The following is a 19989-nucleotide window of genomic DNA, read 5'->3' as shown; positions in this document are numbered from 1 at the left end:
AAAGCTAAGGATTTTATGTAGATTTGCTAAGCAATAAAAAATCAATTGAAAACTAGATTAGAAAAATTTAAGACAAAGAATGCTAAAGGGGTTTTATCCTTATTAGCTGGTAATACTGTGGCACAAGTAATAATGGTTGCTGGTGGATTGGCATTAGCAAGATTATATGGTCCTGAGTCTTCTGGTACATACAATGCTTTTCTTAGTTTTATTGCTATTCTTTCTATTTTGACAACTTTCCGTTTAGAGAATATTTTTGTTATCTCTAAATCTTCTAAAGCTATTCGAAATCTATTTACTACATTACTTTTAGTAAGTGCTATTTCTACTGCTTTATTTTTTTTAGGATATGCTATTATTGAAAATATTTTCACACTGAAAACTTCTCTTTTTATTGTTTTTCTTAGTTGTATAGCCGGCTTATTCACTGCTTGGAATAATGTACAAACATCATTGTTTACAAAATATAAATTTTTCAAACATATTTCGCAAGGATTAGTTATTAACGCTATATTTTCTGTTATTTTTCAGGCAATATTTTATTATATGGGCTATAAAGAAACTGGTCTTATTTATGGCACTATATTCGGAACTGTTTTATCTTGTGCTTATTATTTTTCGATAACAAAAGGTCGATTTTCGACAATCGATTTTAGGCTTGCTAAAAAAACTATTTTAGAAAATAAAGAGATAATAAAATATACTTTACCATCCGAATCTTTAAATGCAATTGCTAATAACCTAATGACTATAATGCTTGCTTTTTATTTTTTAAAAGAAGATGTGGGGTTTTATGGAAATGCATCAAAGGTATTAGTAACTCCTTTGATTTTACTTTCTAATTCTATGTCGAAAGTATTTTTTCAGAAATCAGCAGGAATGATTGACCATCGTGCACATCAATTGTATGATTTATCAAAAAAAGTAATCTTATATAATGTTGGTGCTATTGCTGTATTTTTATTATTAATGAATTTTATTGGTGTTTTTATTTTAGAATGGATTCTTGGTCCTGCATGGAAAGGTTTACATATCATGACATGGATTTTATCTTTCTGGATTTTATGTCGTTCTGCACTAAATCCTATTCAGCAAATTGTGGTCGTTATTAAAAAGAATCATTATGCTTTTTATTTTAATATCTACTTGGTTCTAATTACTTTCTTAACTTGTTTAATTGGAGGACTAAATAAAAATTTACTTTTAACGTTATCTCTTTATTCTTTCTTTGCTGGAATTGGTTATTTGATACAATTATTTTTTGTGATGAAAGAATTGAAACGGTATAAAAATAAAGTTGACAACTAATAAAAAACATATTCTTGCTTTAGCTTCTTGGTATCCAAGTCGTATATTCCTAGATAACGGAGATTTTATTCAAAGGCATCTCCAAGCTATCTCTTTACTAAATAGCGTAACTCTTATTCATGCCGTTAAGGATAAAAATTTACAAAAGGATTATGAAATATTAGATTCAACAAATAAAGGAATACGAGAAATTATCATTTATTTTAAACCATCTGTTTTTCGTCCATTTAATCTTATCAAACAAATAAAAGCCTATTTAAAAGGAGTTTCATTAGTTAATAATTTTGATATTATTCATCTAAATGTTATTTATCCTGCTGGCTTAGTTGCATTATATCTGAAAAGTAAGTATAAAAAACCTATTCTTTTAACTGAACATTGGTCAGGATTACATGAAAATAATTTCAAAAAAATATCAGCATATAAACAATTCTTCATCAAAAATATATTTAGAAAAGTTGATTTTATTTCTCCAGTTTCAATGTATTTGATGAATGAAATCAATAAAATAATAAAAGAGAAGAAGTATGAAATAATTCCTAATGTTGTTAATTTTAATTTATTTAAAATCAGCAATAATAAAAATAATGAACCTAAAAAATTTTTACATTTATCTAATCTTGATGATAAAGTAAAAAATATTTCAGCAATGTTGAATACTTCTAAAAAGTTATATAATGAAGGTTATAAATTCGAATTTCATATCGGAGGGAATGGTAATTCTACTTACATATCAGATTTTATAAATAAAAATAATTTACAAAATTGTATAAAAGTTTTTAACCGATTAAAACATCAAGAAGTATGTAAAAAAATGAATTCTGTAGATTGTTTTGTTTTATTCAGTAATTACGAAAATCAACCTTGTGTGCAAATAGAAGCATTTGCATGTGGAATTCCTGTAATTGCTAAAAATGTTGGAGGAATTTCAGAATTTTTTCCTGACAATTTTGGCTTTCTAGTAAATAATGAAAATGAATTATACGATGCTATGAAAGAAGTAATTAATGGAAAAGAATTTGAAAATAGTATTAAACTAAATGAGTTTGCTATTAATCATTTTTCATCATCTATCATTTCAAAAAAATACAATGACATTTATAACAAAATGCTACAATGAAAGGATTTCAAATAAAAATAGAAAAGAATGTTGTTTCTTATACTATTCGCTTCAAAAATGAATATTTTGATAACTATCTTATAGATGATAATGAAATTGTAATTTGTTTAGAAGGTGTTATTTTAAACAAAACTTTTCTAGTCAATAATTACAATTTAAAAAACAATTACTTACATCAATTGTATCAATTGTTTGATACTGATTTTATCAGCAAATTAGAAGGTGAATTTGTTGGATTTATTTATGATAAACTTAAAAATAAATTATACACATTCACAAACTTTACAGCAACAAAAAAACTATTTTATTATAAACAAGAAAATATAATTGTAATTGATACAAGTTTAATTCTATTGACAAAAACTTTGAAAAAAGAAAAGTTATATTTTTCTTTAGACAATTCTACTATGTATCAATTATTAATTTGTGATAATACATTAGAAGATTATACTCCAATAAAAGAAATAAAAAAACTAAATGACGCACAATTATTAATAATTAATATTAAAGATTTAACCACAAACATTCAATCATATTATAATTATTATAATAAATTTATTGGATCTAAAAATGAAGCTTTAGAAGAGATTAATCGATTATTTAATGAAGCTGTTTGTTTAGAATTTAATAAAGATAAGGAACTAAAAAAAGATACTTTTGCTCTACTTAGTGGAGGTTTAGATTCTAGAATGACATTTTTAGTAGCCTTAAAAAATGGCTTTTGCATTAATGAAGCGTTTTGTTTTTCACAAAAGAATTATTGGGATGAATTAATAGCAAAAAAAATAGCAAAAGATTACAACGTTCCTTTTCATTTTATAGATCTAAATGGAGGAGAATATATTTCTGAAATTGATGAAATATTTAATATTTCTCATGGTTTAGGAATCTATTCAGGAGCTTTGCATACCAATTATGCTTATCAATTTATTGATAAAACCCGATTTGGATTAATTCATAGTGGACAATTGGGCGATGGAGTCTTTGGTATGTTCAATAAACATCGTTTTAAAACTCCTCCAACCAAAAATAAAATTGTTGTTCACAATGACCTTTTTCCTAAGCTTGAAAAAGATTTCAATCAAATTATTTCTAACTATGATAGCGAAGAAATATTTCTAACAAGAAACGTTGGTTATAACAGAACAGTGCTTGGCTCATACATGGCAGAAGAATTTTCTTACCAAGCTTCTCCTTTCATGAATTCTAATTTTCTGAAATTTCTTCATAGTTTACCCGAAAAATGGAAGTACAATCAAGAATTATATATTGATTGGATAAATGTATATCATAAAGATGCTACAAAATATATTTGGGAAAGGACTTTACTAAAACCTACTCATAAAAGAAATACTGTAATTGGTGATAAATTTGTAAAAAGATCGTATAATATATTATTAAATAGAATTCTAAAGAAAACAAACATTGGTAAAATGACTGCATATAGTTACTATTACCAAAAGGATAATAAACATAAAATAAAAATGGATTCTTATTTTGAAAATTCTATTCATTTAATAAAATCTGAAGAATTAAAACTTGATATTATTAACACTTACAATAATGGAGATTTTATCGAAAAAACAACTGCTTTAACTGTTTTATCAATTGTAAAAAATTATTTTAGTGAATGATTTTGTTTCATTTTTAAAGGATTTTTATAATAGAAAAGGTTTACTCATTTTTTCTTCTTTTCTACTCGAAAAAATCATTGGTCTTATCAATGTTATTTTTATTGTTCATATGATATCTGAAGATGATTATGGTTTAATTACAATCATTGCATCAATTTTTGGAGTTTTTATTACACTAAACGGATTTGGAACAATACAAGGCTTACTTCGGTTTGGTGCTTTAGAAAAAACTGAAGAAGCTAAAAATAAATTAGCTCAAACAATTTTTTTCCTTGGTCTTAAAAAACAAATTATTCTAATTGCTTTATTTTGTTTTATAGCATATTTTTATGAGATTAAATATAAAATGATTTGGGTGGTTATTTTGTTTTTTGCTATCAGAATGCTTGGAACATATTTTTACAGTTTTATACAATGTTACTATAGAATTCAAAATAGGAATGATAAATTTTCATCAATATCAATTATCATTAATTTGATTGGTTTATGTATTTTACTATTTCTTACTTTTCTATACGGAAAATATGGCTACTTAATAGCTCTGACTATAACTCCTTGGTTATCTCTATTTTTTTATAACAATAAGATTTTTTCATCTTTTAAAAGCAATATAAGTACAATAAATATGAAGGAATTTTGGAATTATTCCTTCAACTCATCAATAACTTATTTTTTTTCTGAAATATTATTTATGATTGATGTTTTTATTATAGGATTATTATTAAATGAAGCAGATGTTGCAAATTATAAAGTTGCTATTATTCTACCGATGAATTTAATGTTTCTTCCTATGATTTTTATGCAAACTGATTTACCGAAAATAATATCAAAATCAACCGACAAAAAATATCTTAATTACTATATTTCTAATTATTACAAATTATTTATCCCTCTTTCTCTAAGTATATTAATTTTAGGATTCTTTATAAAAGATTTTATTTTAAAATTTATTTTTGGAAGCAATTACGCAAACAATGGTTGGATTTTCTTTATAATACTTACAGCAATTTGTTTTAATATGTGTTTTAGGAATTTATATGGGAATTTATTATCTGCAGTAGGTTTAGCTAAAAAAAATTCGATAATATCTATCTCTTCTATTCTTCTTATGCTTGTTTTAGGATTATTATTAATTCCTAAATATGAAATTTTAGGGGCAGCAATTTCTCTTGCAATTACATTTATAACAATGGGATTTTGCTCTGCAATTATATTCTATAATTATTTAAAGAAAATATAATTATTTATCTCTATTCTTGAAACTAATCATATTTATAAAATAAAAACTTGTAAGTATTATAGCTAGAGCTATATAATCTATAATTTCTGTATTTTGATTAGGAAAAAAACTTTTATTAAAGAATATTATTGCTAATCCAAGCCAAAAACTTTTTTTTAATAATTTCATAAGTTTAATAGTATCTATCGCACATCTTCAAACTGTTTAAATAACTGAAAATGAATTTATATTTTTAAATTTAATATTTTTTTTCATAAAAAATTTTTATAACTACAATAATATCTTATTTCAGAATTATAACTTGCATAATAATCTTGTATTCCTTTGATATTTGAGCCTTCAAAATCAAAAATTAAAGATTGATTACAATTATCTTTTATAATATAATTTAACAAATAAGAAAAAGAACCTTTTGGCTCTATATCTTTATTTCTAACGGAACTAAGTAATATTATTCTCTCTGATGAATGTAGTACAAAAACAGAAGAAATAATTGTTTTATTTTCATCAAAGAGAAAGTATTGTATACAATTTTTTCGTTGTATATTTTTATTGATAATTTCTTTAAAAAGAGATAAATTAATTGTTTTTGAATAAGCATAATACTTTTCTAATGCTTCAAAATACCATTCTACATCAAAAAAAGATTGATCAATATTCAGTTTATTAAACGAATTATTTTTAATATTTCTCTTTCTATTCAAACTAAAATTATCGTATAATTCTTCGTAAGAATTTGAAATATCCAAAACTTGATTTACTTTCAATTCACCTTTCGGAGAAAACATTGCTGTATTTTCCTCATTAAAATTATAAGCACGAACTAATTTTCGATGTAATCTCTTTTCAAATTCTTTAAAAATACGTTCAGAAAAATTTTCTCGATGAAAAACACCTAATTGTTGACAATAAAGAGGCTGATTTATAAATTTTATTCCAAATTTTCTTACGAAAGGTAAAGGCATTACAGCTTCGTAATCATTATAAACCAAACAATCCCAATTTTCTCCTAACAACGTATCTAAATACCAAAATTCGGCATAAACACGATAATTTACAGATTTCTTTAAACAATCTGTATACTTATCTACTGCTAATTTTTGTCGAGAAACTTGTCTTATCATTCAAAAATACTTTCATATACTTTTCGCCATCCAATCCAATCTTCATTCAAGTTTGATTGATGAAATAAAGTTATAAACGTTCCGTTCACACTTTTAATTGTATCCTTCAATTCCTTTAGTTCATTTATAGCTTCATCAGTTGTTAATTTCATGTAATTTCTCAACGTAACATCCATTGCTACAAAAGGATATATTATTAACAATGTTTGTTCATTTCTTGATAAGTCAAACCATTTATAAGGTGTTGAAGTTCCTGCTCTAAACCCAATCCTATTTGCAAATCCCATTGTATAATCTTCCTCTATTCCACTTTTCAACAATTGTTGATATGTTTGTGGAAAATTAAGTTTTATAAAATGCTGACGAGATTTTTTTACTGATTTATTCGTCAACAGTTCCAAACGATTTATTTCAGTTTGCAATAAATTAACATTTTTATTGGACTCATATGAAGGATGGATTCCTATTGTTGCCCAACGAACAACATCATTTATTAACTCTTTCTGATTTTTGTTTTTCCAATCATGGTTTTTATCAAAAGTAGAATAATCTCCCAATAACCAAAAAAATACAGTTTTTACATCATATTTTCGAGCTAAATCTTTCAAATAATCAAATGTAGCATAGGGATCTTTTTCTTTTCCCAACCATACATTAATTTGTTTTTTGCCTTCTCTAAAATTAGCATTTAAGAGCTTTTTTGCAATAGAACCTATTTTTATTTTAGGCGAATGATGCAAATATTTCCAAGCATAATCAACATCATGCGTATTTATTTGCTCAAAAACTCTTTCTTTAAAAATAAGTTGAGAATATTTTATAGAAATCTGCTTTTGTATCTCCATACAAATTAAATCAACTATAGGTTTTGAATAATCTAAATCTGAACCTAAAAAACGTTGATGTTCATCGAACAAATAAGATTCTGCAATATATTCTTCATATCTAGAAAGCCAATAAAAACATTTTCCAACTTCACTTAAAGTCGAATAATTTGTTGTTGTCCTAATATCATTTTCCAATAAAATTTCATCAACATTAAAATTAATCTCATGCTCTAAAAACTGATTAGAGAAATTAATTTTTGGTCCATTGTATTCGTCAAAAATATTTTTAGAAATCACTATTTCATATTTAAGTCCTAGAAAGTCCGAAAATATAAAATCGAAAATGTACTCAATTCTATTTGTAATTTTTTCGGTAAATATGACAACTGTTTGGTTCAAAATAAACTATTCAATAAAGATTAAAGATAATTAAATTAATCCTTCATCAGCAAATGAATAATAATTCTTTTGCGAAACAATCACATGATCCAAAACCTGAATATCCAAAAGCAAAGCTCCTTCTTTTATTTTTTGTGTAATGGATTTATCTGCTGCACTAGGTACCAAATTCCCAGACGGATGATTGTGAGAAAGAATAATTCCTGTAGCCATCAATTCCAATGAACGTTTAAAAATCAACCGTACATCAACAGAAGTTTGTGTGATTCCTCCTCTCGAAATTTGTTCTGTTTTTATAATCCTATTTCCTTGGTTCAGATACATAATCCAAAATTCTTCGTTGGGTAAATCTCCTATTTGTTGTTGCAAAATAATTGCAGCATCATTACTCGAAGAAATTTTTTTTCGCTCCAAAACATCTTGCGTATTACGTCTTCGTCCTATTTCCAAAGCTGTAATTATTGAAATTGCTTTAGCTTCGCCTATTCCTTTAAAAAGGCACAAATCAGTAATAGAATATTTTGCCAATTCATTCCAATTATTATTTGCAGATTTCAAAATTCTCTTTGCCAACTCAACTGCAGATTCATTTCTACTTCCACTTCCCATAATAATAGCGAGCAATTCTGCATCCGACAAAGAACTTCGTCCCTTTGTTGCCAATTTTTCTCTTGGTCTATCGTCTTCATTCCAATTTTTTATAGAACTATTATTTTCTGAGTAGGTAGTCATAGCGTAATTATTTTGGTATCAGAAAGATAATAAAAAAAGCTCGAACATATTCTGTTCGAGCTTATTATATTTTATTAATTTTTATTTGGGCAATTGCTTCGCACCGTGCTTTTCATTACAATCTTTTTCTAAGGAAAAAGGATTTTCACTGCAATCACTATTGCATCAATCGTAAACAATTACTTATTTACTTTTGCCCAAGTATCTTTTAACGTAACTGTTCTGTTAAATACTAATTTTTCAGCTGTTGTATCTCTATCCAAAGCAAAATATCCAATACGTTGAAACTGAAATTTATCTTCAACTTTTGCTTCTTTTAAAGATGGTTCACCAAAACCTTGTTTCACTTCCAAAGAATCTGGATTCACAAATTGTAAAAAGTCAACATCTTTTTCAGCATCAGGAGATTCTACAGTAAACAATCTATCATATTGTCTTACCTCAATTGGTGTATTTTCTGTTCCAGAAACCCAATGTAAAGTACCTTTCACTTTACGTTTAGACGCTTCTGTTCCGCTTCCCGATTTTGTTTCAGGATCGTAAGTCGCAAAAATAGTTGTAATGTTTCCATCAGCATCTTTTTCCACTCTTTCTGCTTTTATGAAATAAGCACCTTTTAAACGAACTTCGTTTCCTAATGACAAACGAAAAAATTTCTTAGGAGCTTCCTCCATAAAATCTTCACGTTCTATATAGATTTCTCTTGTAAAAGGAACAATACGAGAACCTGCATTTTCATCTTCTGGATTGTTTTCTATTTCCAATTCTTCTATCTGTCCTTCTGGATAATTTTCTATCACTACTTTTACAGGATCAATTACTGCAAAAACACGAGGAGCTATTTTATTTAAATGATCACGAACCGAAAATTCTAATAAAGAAATATCCAATACATTATCACGTTTTGCTACACCAGCTGTGTTCCAGAAATTCTTGATAGATTCTGCTGTATAACCACGACGACGTAATCCAGAAATTGTAGGCATACGAGGATCATCCCATCCTGTAACCACATTTTCTTGTACCAATTTCATCAACTTACGTTTACTTGTTATCATGTACGAAACATTTCCACGAGCAAACTCACGCTGTTTTGGTTTTTGAGGCTGATTTGGTAACTCTACATTGTTTGCATACCATTCATATAAATCGCGGTGATTTTTAAACTCTAACGAACATAGTGAATGCGAAATACCTTCTATATAATCAGATTCTCCGTGTGTCCAATCGTACATTGGATACATTTTCCATGTATCTCCAGTACGGTGATGTGAACGTTTTAAAACGCGATACATCACTGGATCACGCATATTCATATTCGGAGAAGTCATATCTATTTTTGCACGCAAAACATGAGAACCTTCTTCAAACTCTCCAGCTTTCATTCTTTCGAATAACTCTAAGTTTTCTTCTACAGAACGATCTCTATAAGGAGAATTAACTCCTGGTTCGAAAGGAGTTTTACGTTGCTCATTAATCAATTCCGATGTTTGATCGTCGATGTAAGCTTTTCCTTCTTTGATTAATTGTACAGCCCAATCGTAAAGCTGCTGGAAATAATCAGAAGCATAACGTTCCTCTGCCCATTCAAAACCTAACCATTTTACATCTTCACGAATAGAATCTACAAACTCTTGTTCTTCTTTCTCAGGGTTTGTATCATCAAAACGTAAATTTACAGGTGCATTGTAACGCTGTCCTAAACCGAAGTTTAAGCAGATTGCTTTTGCATGTCCTATATGCAAATAACCATTTGGTTCTGGAGGGAAACGAAAACGTAAATTTTCTTTTGGCATCCCATTCGCTAAATCATCTTCAATGATTTGCTCAATAAAATTCAATGATTTTTTTTCTTCTTCCATTTCTTAATTACGATTGAGTGTGCAAAGGTACAAAAAATCACTAATTTAGATATGATTTTAAATACTTCTATTTTTAAGAAATATATATAAAATTGAAAGTTTGGTTTTCAGAACCAGAAAAGAATAAATTAACGATAATTAAATTTATTTTTCTATTTTAGAAATAATATAAATTAATTGGATATAAAACACTTAACAACACATTATCTTTCTTAAATTTTCAATATATTTACTTAAGGAACTTATTGTTAATAAACATTTACTATAAAATTCATCATTACTAACATCAGTTTTATTTTCTTCTATTTTTATTTCTAAACCTTTATCAGTTAAACTTGTTTTATAATATCCATTAAATGGATTTGTTCTATGAGTAAAACTATTCCTTATTTTTTCTCTAAATATTTTTGTTTCTTTTTCAAATTCATTTAAAGCTTCTAAAATTTTAGAACTTGTAGAATCTTCTTTTCCTTCAAGTTTATTTTTTAACCTTGGTAAAGTCACATTACGTTCCTCTATAAAAACACCTGTAAATGAATTTATTAGCTGTAAAATACAATCTCTAATAGAAATTATAAAATATGATATTACTTCAGCAAAGTATCGAAAATATTGTAAATCAGAAGAATTTTTTGAAGCATTATATCTATCTAAGTAAGTTGACATATAAATAAAAGTATTTTTTAAATGAATTACTTTTATTGTTATTTCGGAGTTCCATTTTATTAAATTATTTAATTTATGCCGCTCTATTAAACTAACATCAGAATTAGGATTAAATAAAATATCGGAAATATTTCCATGAAAATCAAATATATAACTTGAATTACCTTCATTATTATATAATAAATTAATTCCATTAAATTCTTTAATTCTAAAAGTAGATTTTTTTACCTCTTGCTCAGTTAAGTTTTCTATCATAATATTTTAGCTTATTTATACAAATATATTATGAAATCATTGTATAAATTTAAAACAAAAAATATCATAATTTCTGACCATCACTATAATCATGTACTAAAACTTTCAACCAAAAATTACTATTTGAAAGATGGTCATCTTTTTTCTTTTGAAAAATAAAAATGAGTTGATAAACTTGGGTTATATTAACAAGTTTTAACCGTAATGCTTGCGTTAGTGATTGTAGTGGAAATCCTTTTATAAAAAATAATATAACATCCAATAACTGCTATTGTTTTCTTTTTTTATAAAAGATTGCAACGGAAAGCACGCCCGATAGGGAACGCCCAAAAAATAATATTACCCTAAATAGATTTCTAGTAAACCGTCTGGGATTTGAACTAACATTGCTTTTTCTTCGCGATTTACTTCAAGAATCCAATCATTAATCATTGGAATAAGAATTTCTTTTCCTTGCGCATCCACTTCAAAGTAAGCTTGTGCAGCAGAATCGTTTACAGATTTTATTGTTCCGACCTCTGTATTAGATTGGTCATAGATGGTGAAACCTATAATTTCGTGGTAATAAAAATCTGTTCCTGTTAGTTTTGGTAAAGATTTTAAAGGTAGATATAATTCACGATTGATTAATTTATCAACTGTTTCGTCTTCTACATCTTCAAATTTCACTAATAATTTATTTCCTTGATAAGGTTGAGCAGTTTCGAAAAAAAATGGAACCAGTGCACCATCTTGTTCGATGTACACTGCTTCCAAAGTATCGTATAATTCTGGTTCGTCCGTATCCAAATAGATGATTACATTACCTTTGAAACCATGTCTCTTGGTAATTTTTCCTAAATAGTAGCAATCATTTTTTGTCATTGGAACGTTTCTGAACTTTAAAATTATTCTTCTGTAGCAACTTCTTCAGTTGTACCCTCTGCTTCTTCAGCAGGAGTTTCCTCTACTTGTGCAGCAACTTCAGCTTCTTGAGCAGCTTTTACACGAGCAGCATTAACAGCTTTTTCAGCTTCTAATGCAGCAGCTTTAGAAGCAGCAGCGTTTGAAGTTAAACCGTCTTTTTTAGCTTGAACTTTAGCATCTTTAGCTTCTAACCAAGCTGCGAAACGTTTTTCAGCTTCTTCTTCAGAGAATGCTCCTTTAGCAACACCACCTAATAAGTGTTTTTTCATATAAGCACCTTTGTAAGATAATAAAGCTTTAGCCGTATCTGTTGGTTCAGCACCTGTTTGTAACCATTTTACTGCTGCTTCAACGTTTAATTCAACTGTTGCAGGGTTAGTAATAGGGTTGTAAGTACCTAATTTTTCGATGAAACGACCATCACGTTTTGCTCTTGAATCAGCAACTACGATGTGAAAGAATGGTTTTCCTTTACGACCATGTCTTTGTAATCTAATTTTTGTAGCCATATTATAACTAATTATTTAGGGAACTCGTCCCGTTTTACAAATTTGAGGTGCAAAGATAAGGATTTATTTAAAATAATACTATAATTTAGTTATATTGTTCCTTAAAATTTAGTATTGTGGAAGAATAACTTTCTAAGTTTACTTTATTCAAAACAAAGTATAATTATTAACCTATTGTTCATTTTATTAAAAATGATTAATGAAAAAATATGAATAAAAAATTACTATCTATAGCACTATTTTCTATATTATGCAATATAAATTTTGCTCAAAATAAAGAACAATTATTGACTAAATTTAAATTAGAAAAACAGCAAAATGAAGCGATATTCAATAGAAAACAAAGTAAAAAAAGTAAACTTAATAAAAATGAAGAAATTTCATCTATTGCTGCAGCTACAGATGAGTTTATTGTTTATAATAAATTATTAGATAATAGAGCTAATATTGCCTCTAATATTGAAGATTTACAAAATGGGCAAATTGGCAATTTCTATCTAAATGGACAAAACATGGAAATCACTATTTTTGATGGTGGTGCTCCATTAACAACACATGTAGAATTTAGCGATAAAGAAAATTCTGGGAAAAGTCGTGTATCAGATTTAGAGAATGGAGCTGAAAGTATAAGTAATCATTCTACTGCTGTATCTGGTTTTATTGCTGCTGAAGGAGTTAATACTATTACTCAAACAGATAATGTAACAGGTACTGTTACTGCTACATTTCCTAATGGTGCGAAAGGTGTTTTACCTAATGCTAGAGTTACAACTGCTGGGTTTAAAACGGTAAATGATTTAACTATCTTCGAAAAATTATTAAATTTTGATAAATACATTTCTAATCATTCTTATGGAACAAATTTAGGATGGGAATTAATAGAGGATAATACAAATGCTTTAGGATATGCTTTAAAATATAATCTATCAACAACATCATTTACGTCTCCCCAACAGAGTGCTTATGGTGCATATTATTCAAATGACTATAATTATGATGCCATAGGATATAACTTTCCTAAATATACTATAGTAAAATCTGCTGGTAATGAATACGGAGATGGGCCAAATAGTTATGCTCGTTATAATTTCAATTTATATAAAAGTGATGACACTAAGTTTACAGATGGAGATTTAATCCCTGAAGATAATTGTCAATCTGGTGCATATTGTATCAGCTTTGGTTCACTAGCAAAAAATATAATTGTAGTTGGCTCTGTAGACATACCTACTTCTAGTAATTTCAAATTTACATCGCCATCTCAAATTATACATTCAAGCTATAGTAGCGCTGGACCAAGAAAAGATGGAGCTATAAAACCTGATTTAGTTGCTGTTGGTACAAGGGTCATATCCCCTACAAGTAGTTCAAACAATGCTTATGATATAGGTAGTGGTACATCATACTCTGCTCCAAAAGTAACTGGGGTTGTTGGTGCTATCACTCAACTAAAACGATTATTAACTGGCGATAACACTTATTACTTTAACTCAGATGAAGTAAGAGCTATACTATTACATACAACAGAAAAAGCTGGAGAGTTTGATGGACCTGACAACAAATTTGGATGGGGACTTTTAGATGGGAAAAAAGCGGCTGAAGTTGTTTTAGCAGCGCATAATAAAGAAATAATTTTTGAGAGAAATGAAAAAATTTCGGGAATTAATCAGGAAAAATTAATTTCCTCAAAAGTTGGGGAAGAATTAAAGGCTACAATTACATGGATAGACCCTCCTACTTCCAATTATAAAAAAATGATAACAGGATTGATTAATGACACTTCATCTAAACTTATTAATGATTTAGATATTCGACTAATTGACACAGAAACAAATGATGAATATTTACCATGGAAATTAGATTTATCTAATGTAACTGGTGCTGCTATAAAAGGAGATAATACTGTAGATAATATTGAGCAAATATTAATTAAAACCCCTATTTCAGGAAGAAAATATAAAATTATTATTTCAAACAAAAATACATTAGTTGATAATAACGGAACCAGTTCTAATCAAATTTACACACTATTAATTACTGGTGCACAAGAAGATAAATCAACTATTGTTTCAAAAAACGTTTTAACAATTTATCCTACTTTAGCAAAAGATGTTGTTAATATAAAAACTGAAGATAAAATTGAAACAGTTCAATTAATTGATATATCGGGAAAATTAATTTCGACAACAAATTCAGAAAAAATTAATGTATCATCACTATCATCCGGAGTTTATATTATTAAAATAAAAACTGATAAAGAGGTTATAACAAAAAAAATTATAAAACAATAGATTCGTTTTCAAAAATAAAAAAAGCATTTCTTAATAAGAAGAAATGCTTTTTTAACTTTATAAAGTTAAGAACTAAGTTAAATTTTAATTTATTTTACCTTCATAAAAAATTGGAGTTCCATCAATTTTAAATCCAATTACAGTTAATTTATAATCCTTAGGCTTATCATTATTGTAATATTCAATAGTTGCTCCATCATTATCAGTATCAATATTTGTATTCCAATATAGTACATCTCTCACATCATTATCAAGTTCAGAATAAAACATTTCGTAATCATCTAAATTAAAATATGGTAATGCTTTATTATAACCTTGTAATTGTATATAATTGGTTGTACTCATTAAATTATCCATAGGATCAGGTTTTCTATCAGAACCTCTTTTAGTATAAATTGCAATAGCATTTCCCAATAAACCAGATCCCTTAAAAACTTTTACCATTGCTATATTGTTAACATTAATAGAAGTAAGGTTATCAGGAGAAACATTAATTTCATCAACATATACAGCTGCTGCAGAATTTCTAATCATAGGTATACTTTCTCCAGACTGACCTTTAGAAGCTGTAAGACCTGGAACTCTACCTACTAAAAAATCAATTATATTGGAATAGGCTTGCACAGGTTGATCCTCATTAACAAAGTCTATAATTTTTTCATTTAAGCTTCTAAATCTTCCTGTTGATAATTCGTCATTTAACTTATTTGTTTTTGCTTTACTATCAGATCGAACAAGAACTTCTTTTAATTGAATCGTTTTTTTATTTATTCGTTTCGCATTATCAATTGTCGTTATTTGATCTTTTATATCTTTTGGTAAATCTGATGATTTAATTTCTTTTAATAAATAATTTGTTGGTGGTAATTCTGAACGATAATTAAAATTTCTAAAAGTTGGAAACATTGAGAAAACTAAACTTTTTCCACTTCCTAAACTTTTTTCATTTAAAAAATAATTCAAACCAATTGGTCCATAATAAAACAAGTTATCTAATGTAACATTACCTTCAGAATCTGTTTCTGAAACAAAAAATTCTTTTTCAGAATCTTGAGGTTTCAAAACTATACTTAATGAAGAATTTCTTAATTCTGTTCCATTTAAATATGTTTTTCCAACATATGACAAATAATGGTTATAATAATCTGTTATTGTAGGGGATTTGCCTTCAAGTAATTCATTCCAATTAAATCTTTTCCAATTCTCTGAAATTAATAAAGCATCTAATGCTTCATCACTTTCATTATTGATAAAATATTGAGCTGGATTTGATATTTTTGATGTAAAATCATTTGTTAACCACATTGATGACAATAAATTATCATTATCAGACTCTGTTCTAATTACAGAACTCAATTGTACTTGATCTTGATTATTTATTTTTATAGAATTAATTGAGCGAGGTGTTTTATTTATATCTAACTCTATATCAGGTTTCGTACTTAATTTATCTTTATTTATAAAAAGTAAACGATTTGCAACTACCTCATCATTTTCATTAAACACTGTAAAATTTATAACTCCATTAAATGTTTGCAATATATCTTTTGGAATTATGTTAGAAATTGACGCAACCTCTTTTACAATCTTAGCATCAAATACATGTTGATTATTAATTGTTCCAATAATTTTATAATTTAATAATTGGTGAGGTAAATTTACACCCTTTAACTGTAAAGCAATATCATCATTATTCTTAACAACCTTAAATAATAATCCACTTTTTTCTGCTTTTGGTAAATCTATAATTTGTTTATTATTTTTATCATCAACAATTTGCAATTGATATGCTTTATCAGAATCTGCTCTAAAGTGAAAAGATGATACATTTTCATCTAAATTCTTAAAAGAAACTAATTGATTAGATGGATTGTCTTTTTCAAAAACAAAACCTTCCCAATTTTTAGGCAAATCTCCATCTGATTTTAATCTTACAGCAAATTTAGTTGTTTGATTTTCAACAAAATTATGACCTTCTGAAATTACCTCGGCTTGCCATTTATTCGTATCATTTTTTACTAATTTTAATTTTGAGTTCGGATTATAAATTTTAACCTCTTTAATATACTGAAATTCTTCAGGAAAAAGAGTCATGTATGGTGTATATGAACGAATAAAATATACACCCTCAGAAATATCCTTTTTCATAGTTATTGTCCCTTCGCTTTGACCTTCAGTAATAGGAACTATTTTTCTATCTAATAAATTTTTATCTTTATCATATAATTCTACAAATAAATTTGTAGAAATTTGTGTGGGCTTATAGCCATTGAATACAAAAGCTTTAAACCAAATATTATCTCCTGCAGTATAGTTTTCATTATCAAATAAAAGGTAAACTTTTTCTTGTGTATATTTTTCTTCAAGAATCTTAATTGCGGAATCTAATCTTGATTGAGCATTAACAGATATAGATAAAATACAGAAGATGAAATACAAAATTCTAGAGTTCATTAATGTGTTTTTAAATAAAAAATAAATATAGTATTTTATTTTGCTCTGCATTATTTTATATTTCTTTTTCTACTCTATATTACAGAAAATAAAATATAATGATTAATTGATTAAACATTTCATAGAAAGTAATAAATATGCTTAATATTAATTTTATATCTTAGTATTAAATTAACATTTCATGAAAAAAACAATATACTCATTACTATTTTTAGCAATGACTTTCAGCTCTACCTTACAAGCACAGGAGAACATTACTTACCAAACTCCACCACAAGAAATACTACAATTAGCCGATGCAGAATTACCTCCAGTAATTTCGACAGATCGAAAAGCAGAAAACAGTTTTTTATCTTATAAAAGCCGTTACAAAACAATTCAAGAACTATCAGAACCTGAATTAAAATTAGCCGGTTTAAGAATTAATCCTATAACAAATATTAATTCTAGAGAGTTATTTAGTGAAAAAATAACGTTTTACGACTTAAAAACTTCTCAAGAAAAAACAATTAATGGTTTACCTACAATTGGACGTTTTTCTAATCAATCTTGGAATAAAAATCAAACTAAATACGCTGTTACTAATACAACGGATAAAGGTGTTGAATTATGGATAATTGATGTAAATACATTAGTTGCAAAAAAAGTTTATGAAGATAAATTAAATGCAAATTTAGGATCTCCATACAGTTGGACATCAGATAATGAAATCATCGTAAATGTAATCCCAGCTTCAAGAAAAGAATTAATCAATACAGCTGATGCTGTAGCAACAGGTCCTACTGTTTCTGTTTCCGATGGTAAAGAAGCGCAAAATAGAACATATCAAGATTTATTAAAAAATAAAAATGATGAATTTAATTTTGAACAATTAGCATTATCAGAATTAGTAAAAATAAATATTGAAACAGGAAGTAAAAGTAAATGGAAGGATCAAGGAATGTATACAAACATTTCTACTTCACCTGATGGAAAATATATATTAATTAACGAAATCAAAAAACCTTTCTCTTACATTGTAACTTACTATAGGTTTCCTTCTACAGAAACCGTTTATGATAGTAATGGAAAATTAATTAAAGAAGTTGATCAACAAGAATTACAAGAAGTCGTTCCAAAAGGCTTTGCATCTACAACAAAAGGAAAAAGAAACCTTTATTGGAGAGCTGATAAACCTTCTACTTTATATTGGGTACAAGCGCTAGATGAAGGTGATGCAAATAAACCAGCAGAATACAGAGATGCTGTTTATCAATTAAATGCTCCTTTTAATGGGAATAGTGAATTATTAGTAAAGGTAAAAGATAGATATCGTGGTATAATTTGGGGGAATAATGATATTGCATTAGTTCGTGATTCTTGGTATAATTCAAGAAGTGAGAGTTATTATTTATTTAATCCATCAAATAGCACACAACAACCTATTCGCTTTTTTGAACGTAATACCCAAGATGCTTATAATAATCCTGGTAATTTTGTTACAAATGAAAATGAATTTGGATATAATGTTCTATACATTAATAAAGATAAATTAATGTTAACTGGAGAAGGTATTTCTCCTGAAGGAATTTTACCATTTGTTGATGAATTTGATATAAAAACTCAAAAAACTAATCGATTATGGAGAGCAAAAAAATCAAATGATTTAGAAGCTATTGTTCGAGTTATTGATCCTAAAAAAGGAATTATTTTAGAACAAGTTCAATCAAAAACAAATTATCCTAATCTATATGTTAGAGATATTTATAAAAAGAAATCAGCACCAAAACAAGTAACTTTTAGAAAAAACCCTTTTGAAGCAATGAACAATGTTTCAAAAGAATTAATAACTTATAAACGAGCAGATGGTGTTGAATTATCTGGTACATTATATTTACCACCTAATTACGATAAAAAGAAAAAGGAAAAGTTACCTATGTTAATGTGGGCTTATCCAAGAGAATTTAAAGACGCTGCTACAGCTGGACAAGTTACTACATCAGAAAATCAATTTACATCCCCATCTTATGGAGGACCTGTTTTCTGGGCTTTAAGAGGATATGCTATTTTAGATAATGCTGCATTCCCTATTATTGGAGAAGGTAAAGAAGAACCAAATGATACATTTATTCCTCAATTAGTAGCCAATGCTAAAGCTGCAATTGACGCTGTTAATGCTTTAGGTTATATTGATACGAAAAGAGTTGCTGTAGGTGGACATTCTTATGGAGCTTTTATGACCGCTAATTTATTATCTCATTCAAATTTATTTGCTGCAGGTATAGCAAGATCTGGTGCATATAATAGAACATTAACTCCTTTTGGCTTTCAATCTGAACAAAGAAATTATTGGGAAGCACCAGAAGTTTATATTACAATGTCTCCTTTTATGAATGCTGACAAAATGAAAACGCCTTTATTACTAATTCACGGAGATGCTGATAATAATACAGGAACTTTCCCTATGCAATCTGAACGATATTTTAATGCTCTTAAAGGTTTAGGTGCTACAACTCGTTTTGTTTTATTACCAAAAGAATCTCATGGTTACTCTGCGAAAGAAAATGTATTACATGTTCTTTGGGAGCAAGATCAATGGTTAGAAAAATATGTAAAAAATAAAAAAGATTAAATCAAAAAAATAGTCAGTAGAGTTTCTACTGACTATTTTTTTTATGAATCA

15 protein-coding genes are annotated in these 19989 nt (G+C 27.4%); 6 read left to right on the top strand and 9 right to left on the bottom strand.

The genetic code is table 11. The features are described 5' to 3' along the window. Window positions 1-45 precede the first annotated feature (45 nt). From RT575_RS12335 to RT575_RS12320, 4 genes are read left to right on the top strand one after another with little or no spacing between them, the layout of a single operon-like run. Complete coding sequence (locus tag RT575_RS12335; protein ID WP_313581245.1) at window positions 46-1308, top strand: oligosaccharide flippase family protein; 1263 nt, start codon at window positions 46-48, stop codon at window positions 1306-1308. Continuing rightward, window positions 1298-2428: a glycosyltransferase gene (locus RT575_RS12330; RefSeq protein ID WP_313581243.1), complete on the top strand. Its 1131-nt coding sequence runs from the start codon at window positions 1298-1300 to the stop codon at window positions 2426-2428. The genes RT575_RS12335 and RT575_RS12330 overlap by 11 nt, the downstream gene beginning before the upstream one ends. After that, window positions 2425-4062, top strand: coding sequence for an asparagine synthase-related protein (locus tag RT575_RS12325; protein WP_313581241.1), 1638 nt, complete (start codon window positions 2425-2427; stop codon window positions 4060-4062). Before RT575_RS12330 ends, RT575_RS12325 begins: the two co-directional genes overlap by 4 nt. Next, window positions 4055-5302, top strand: a complete 1248-nt coding sequence (locus RT575_RS12320; RefSeq protein ID WP_313581239.1) for an oligosaccharide flippase family protein — start codon at window positions 4055-4057, stop codon at window positions 5300-5302. Before RT575_RS12325 ends, RT575_RS12320 begins: the two co-directional genes overlap by 8 nt. Here the strand turns inward: RT575_RS12320 and RT575_RS12315 are convergent, their stop codons facing one another. The 8 genes from RT575_RS12315 to RT575_RS12280 all read right to left on the bottom strand — a co-directional run bounded on the left by RT575_RS12315 (window position 5303) and on the right by RT575_RS12280 (window position 12582). Next, window positions 5303-5470, bottom strand: a complete 168-nt coding sequence (locus RT575_RS12315) for a hypothetical protein (protein WP_313581237.1) — start codon at window positions 5468-5470, stop codon at window positions 5303-5305. It lies immediately after the preceding gene. A gap of 83 nt (window positions 5471-5553) precedes the next feature. Next, window positions 5554-6426 (bottom strand): hypothetical protein, encoded by an 873-nt coding sequence (locus RT575_RS12310; RefSeq protein ID WP_313581235.1) that lies wholly within the window; start codon window positions 6424-6426, stop codon window positions 5554-5556. Next, the gene (locus tag RT575_RS12305) at window positions 6423-7652 is read right to left on the bottom strand and encodes a polysaccharide deacetylase family protein (protein WP_313581233.1); all 1230 of its coding nucleotides are present in this window, start codon (window positions 7650-7652) and stop codon (window positions 6423-6425) included. The genes RT575_RS12310 and RT575_RS12305 overlap by 4 nt, the downstream gene beginning before the upstream one ends. Before the next feature lie 30 nt (window positions 7653-7682). Continuing rightward, window positions 7683-8384 (bottom strand): RadC family protein, encoded by a 702-nt coding sequence (gene radC / locus RT575_RS12300; RefSeq protein ID WP_313385073.1) that lies wholly within the window; start codon window positions 8382-8384, stop codon window positions 7683-7685. 179 nt (window positions 8385-8563) lie between these two features. Beyond that, window positions 8564-10246: a glutamine--tRNA ligase/YqeY domain fusion protein gene (locus tag RT575_RS12295; protein WP_313581231.1), complete on the bottom strand. Its 1683-nt coding sequence runs from the start codon at window positions 10244-10246 to the stop codon at window positions 8564-8566. Window positions 10247-10438: 192 nt separating this feature from the next. Then, on the bottom strand, window positions 10439-11167 hold the full coding sequence (locus RT575_RS12290) for a Cthe_2314 family HEPN domain-containing protein (protein WP_313581229.1): 729 nt from the start codon (window positions 11165-11167) through the stop codon (window positions 10439-10441). 339 nt (window positions 11168-11506) lie between these two features. Beyond that, entirely contained in the window at window positions 11507-12031 is a 525-nt protein-coding gene (rimM, locus tag RT575_RS12285) for a ribosome maturation factor RimM (protein ID WP_313377019.1), read from the bottom strand. 23 nt (window positions 12032-12054) lie between these two features. Beyond that, the gene (locus tag RT575_RS12280) at window positions 12055-12582 is read right to left on the bottom strand and encodes a 30S ribosomal protein S16 (RefSeq protein ID WP_313581227.1); all 528 of its coding nucleotides are present in this window, start codon (window positions 12580-12582) and stop codon (window positions 12055-12057) included. Window positions 12583-12791: 209 nt separating this feature from the next. Between RT575_RS12280 and RT575_RS12275 the strand changes: the two genes are divergently transcribed. Further along, a complete protein-coding gene (locus RT575_RS12275) occupies window positions 12792-14873 on the top strand; it encodes a S8 family peptidase (RefSeq protein WP_313581225.1) in 2082 nt (693 codons plus the stop codon). An 84-nt stretch (window positions 14874-14957) separates the two neighbouring features. On the opposite strand, the gene RT575_RS12270 is transcribed toward RT575_RS12275, so the two are convergent. Then, on the bottom strand, window positions 14958-17327 hold the full coding sequence (locus tag RT575_RS12270; RefSeq protein ID WP_313581223.1) for a hypothetical protein: 2370 nt from the start codon (window positions 17325-17327) through the stop codon (window positions 14958-14960). Between the two features lie 181 nt (window positions 17328-17508). Between RT575_RS12270 and RT575_RS12265 the strand changes: the two genes are divergently transcribed. Continuing rightward, window positions 17509-19938 carry a prolyl oligopeptidase family serine peptidase gene (locus RT575_RS12265; protein WP_313581221.1) on the top strand — a complete coding sequence of 810 codons (2430 nt, stop codon included), beginning with the start codon at window positions 17509-17511 and terminating at the stop codon, window positions 19936-19938. The last annotated feature ends 51 nt before the right edge of the window (window positions 19939-19989 follow it).

This window comes from Chishuiella sp., from assembly GCF_032109125.1.
Taxonomy (GTDB): Bacteria; Bacteroidota; Bacteroidia; order Flavobacteriales; family Weeksellaceae; genus Empedobacter.
The sequence above is the reverse complement of the archived record's forward strand: the minus strand, read 5'-3'. Positions and strand labels throughout refer to the sequence as shown.

Bases quoted from the DNA above. Each gene is read 5' to 3' on its own strand.
- RT575_RS12310 (WP_313581235.1), bottom strand. From the start codon at position 6,426: ATGATAAGACAAGTTTCTCGACAAAAATTAGCAGTAGATAAGTATACA.
- radC (WP_313385073.1), bottom strand. From the start codon at position 8,384: ATGACTACCTACTCAGAAAATAATAGTTCTATAAAAAATTGGAATGAA.
- RT575_RS12270 (WP_313581223.1), bottom strand. From the start codon at position 17,327: ATGAACTCTAGAATTTTGTATTTCATCTTCTGTATTTTATCTATATCT.
- RT575_RS12315 (WP_313581237.1), bottom strand. From the start codon at position 5,470: ATGAAATTATTAAAAAAAAGTTTTTGGCTTGGATTAGCAATAATATTC.
- RT575_RS12325 (WP_313581241.1), top strand. From the start codon at position 2,425: ATGAAAGGATTTCAAATAAAAATAGAAAAGAATGTTGTTTCTTATACT.
- RT575_RS12280 (WP_313581227.1), bottom strand. From the start codon at position 12,582: ATGGCTACAAAAATTAGATTACAAAGACATGGTCGTAAAGGAAAACCA.
- RT575_RS12290 (WP_313581229.1), bottom strand. From the start codon at position 11,167: ATGATAGAAAACTTAACTGAGCAAGAGGTAAAAAAATCTACTTTTAGA.
- rimM (WP_313377019.1), bottom strand. From the start codon at position 12,031: ATGACAAAAAATGATTGCTACTATTTAGGAAAAATTACCAAGAGACAT.
- RT575_RS12275 (WP_313581225.1), top strand. From the start codon at position 12,792: ATGAATAAAAAATTACTATCTATAGCACTATTTTCTATATTATGCAAT.
- RT575_RS12265 (WP_313581221.1), top strand. From the start codon at position 17,509: ATGAAAAAAACAATATACTCATTACTATTTTTAGCAATGACTTTCAGC.
- RT575_RS12295 (WP_313581231.1), bottom strand. From the start codon at position 10,246: ATGGAAGAAGAAAAAAAATCATTGAATTTTATTGAGCAAATCATTGAA.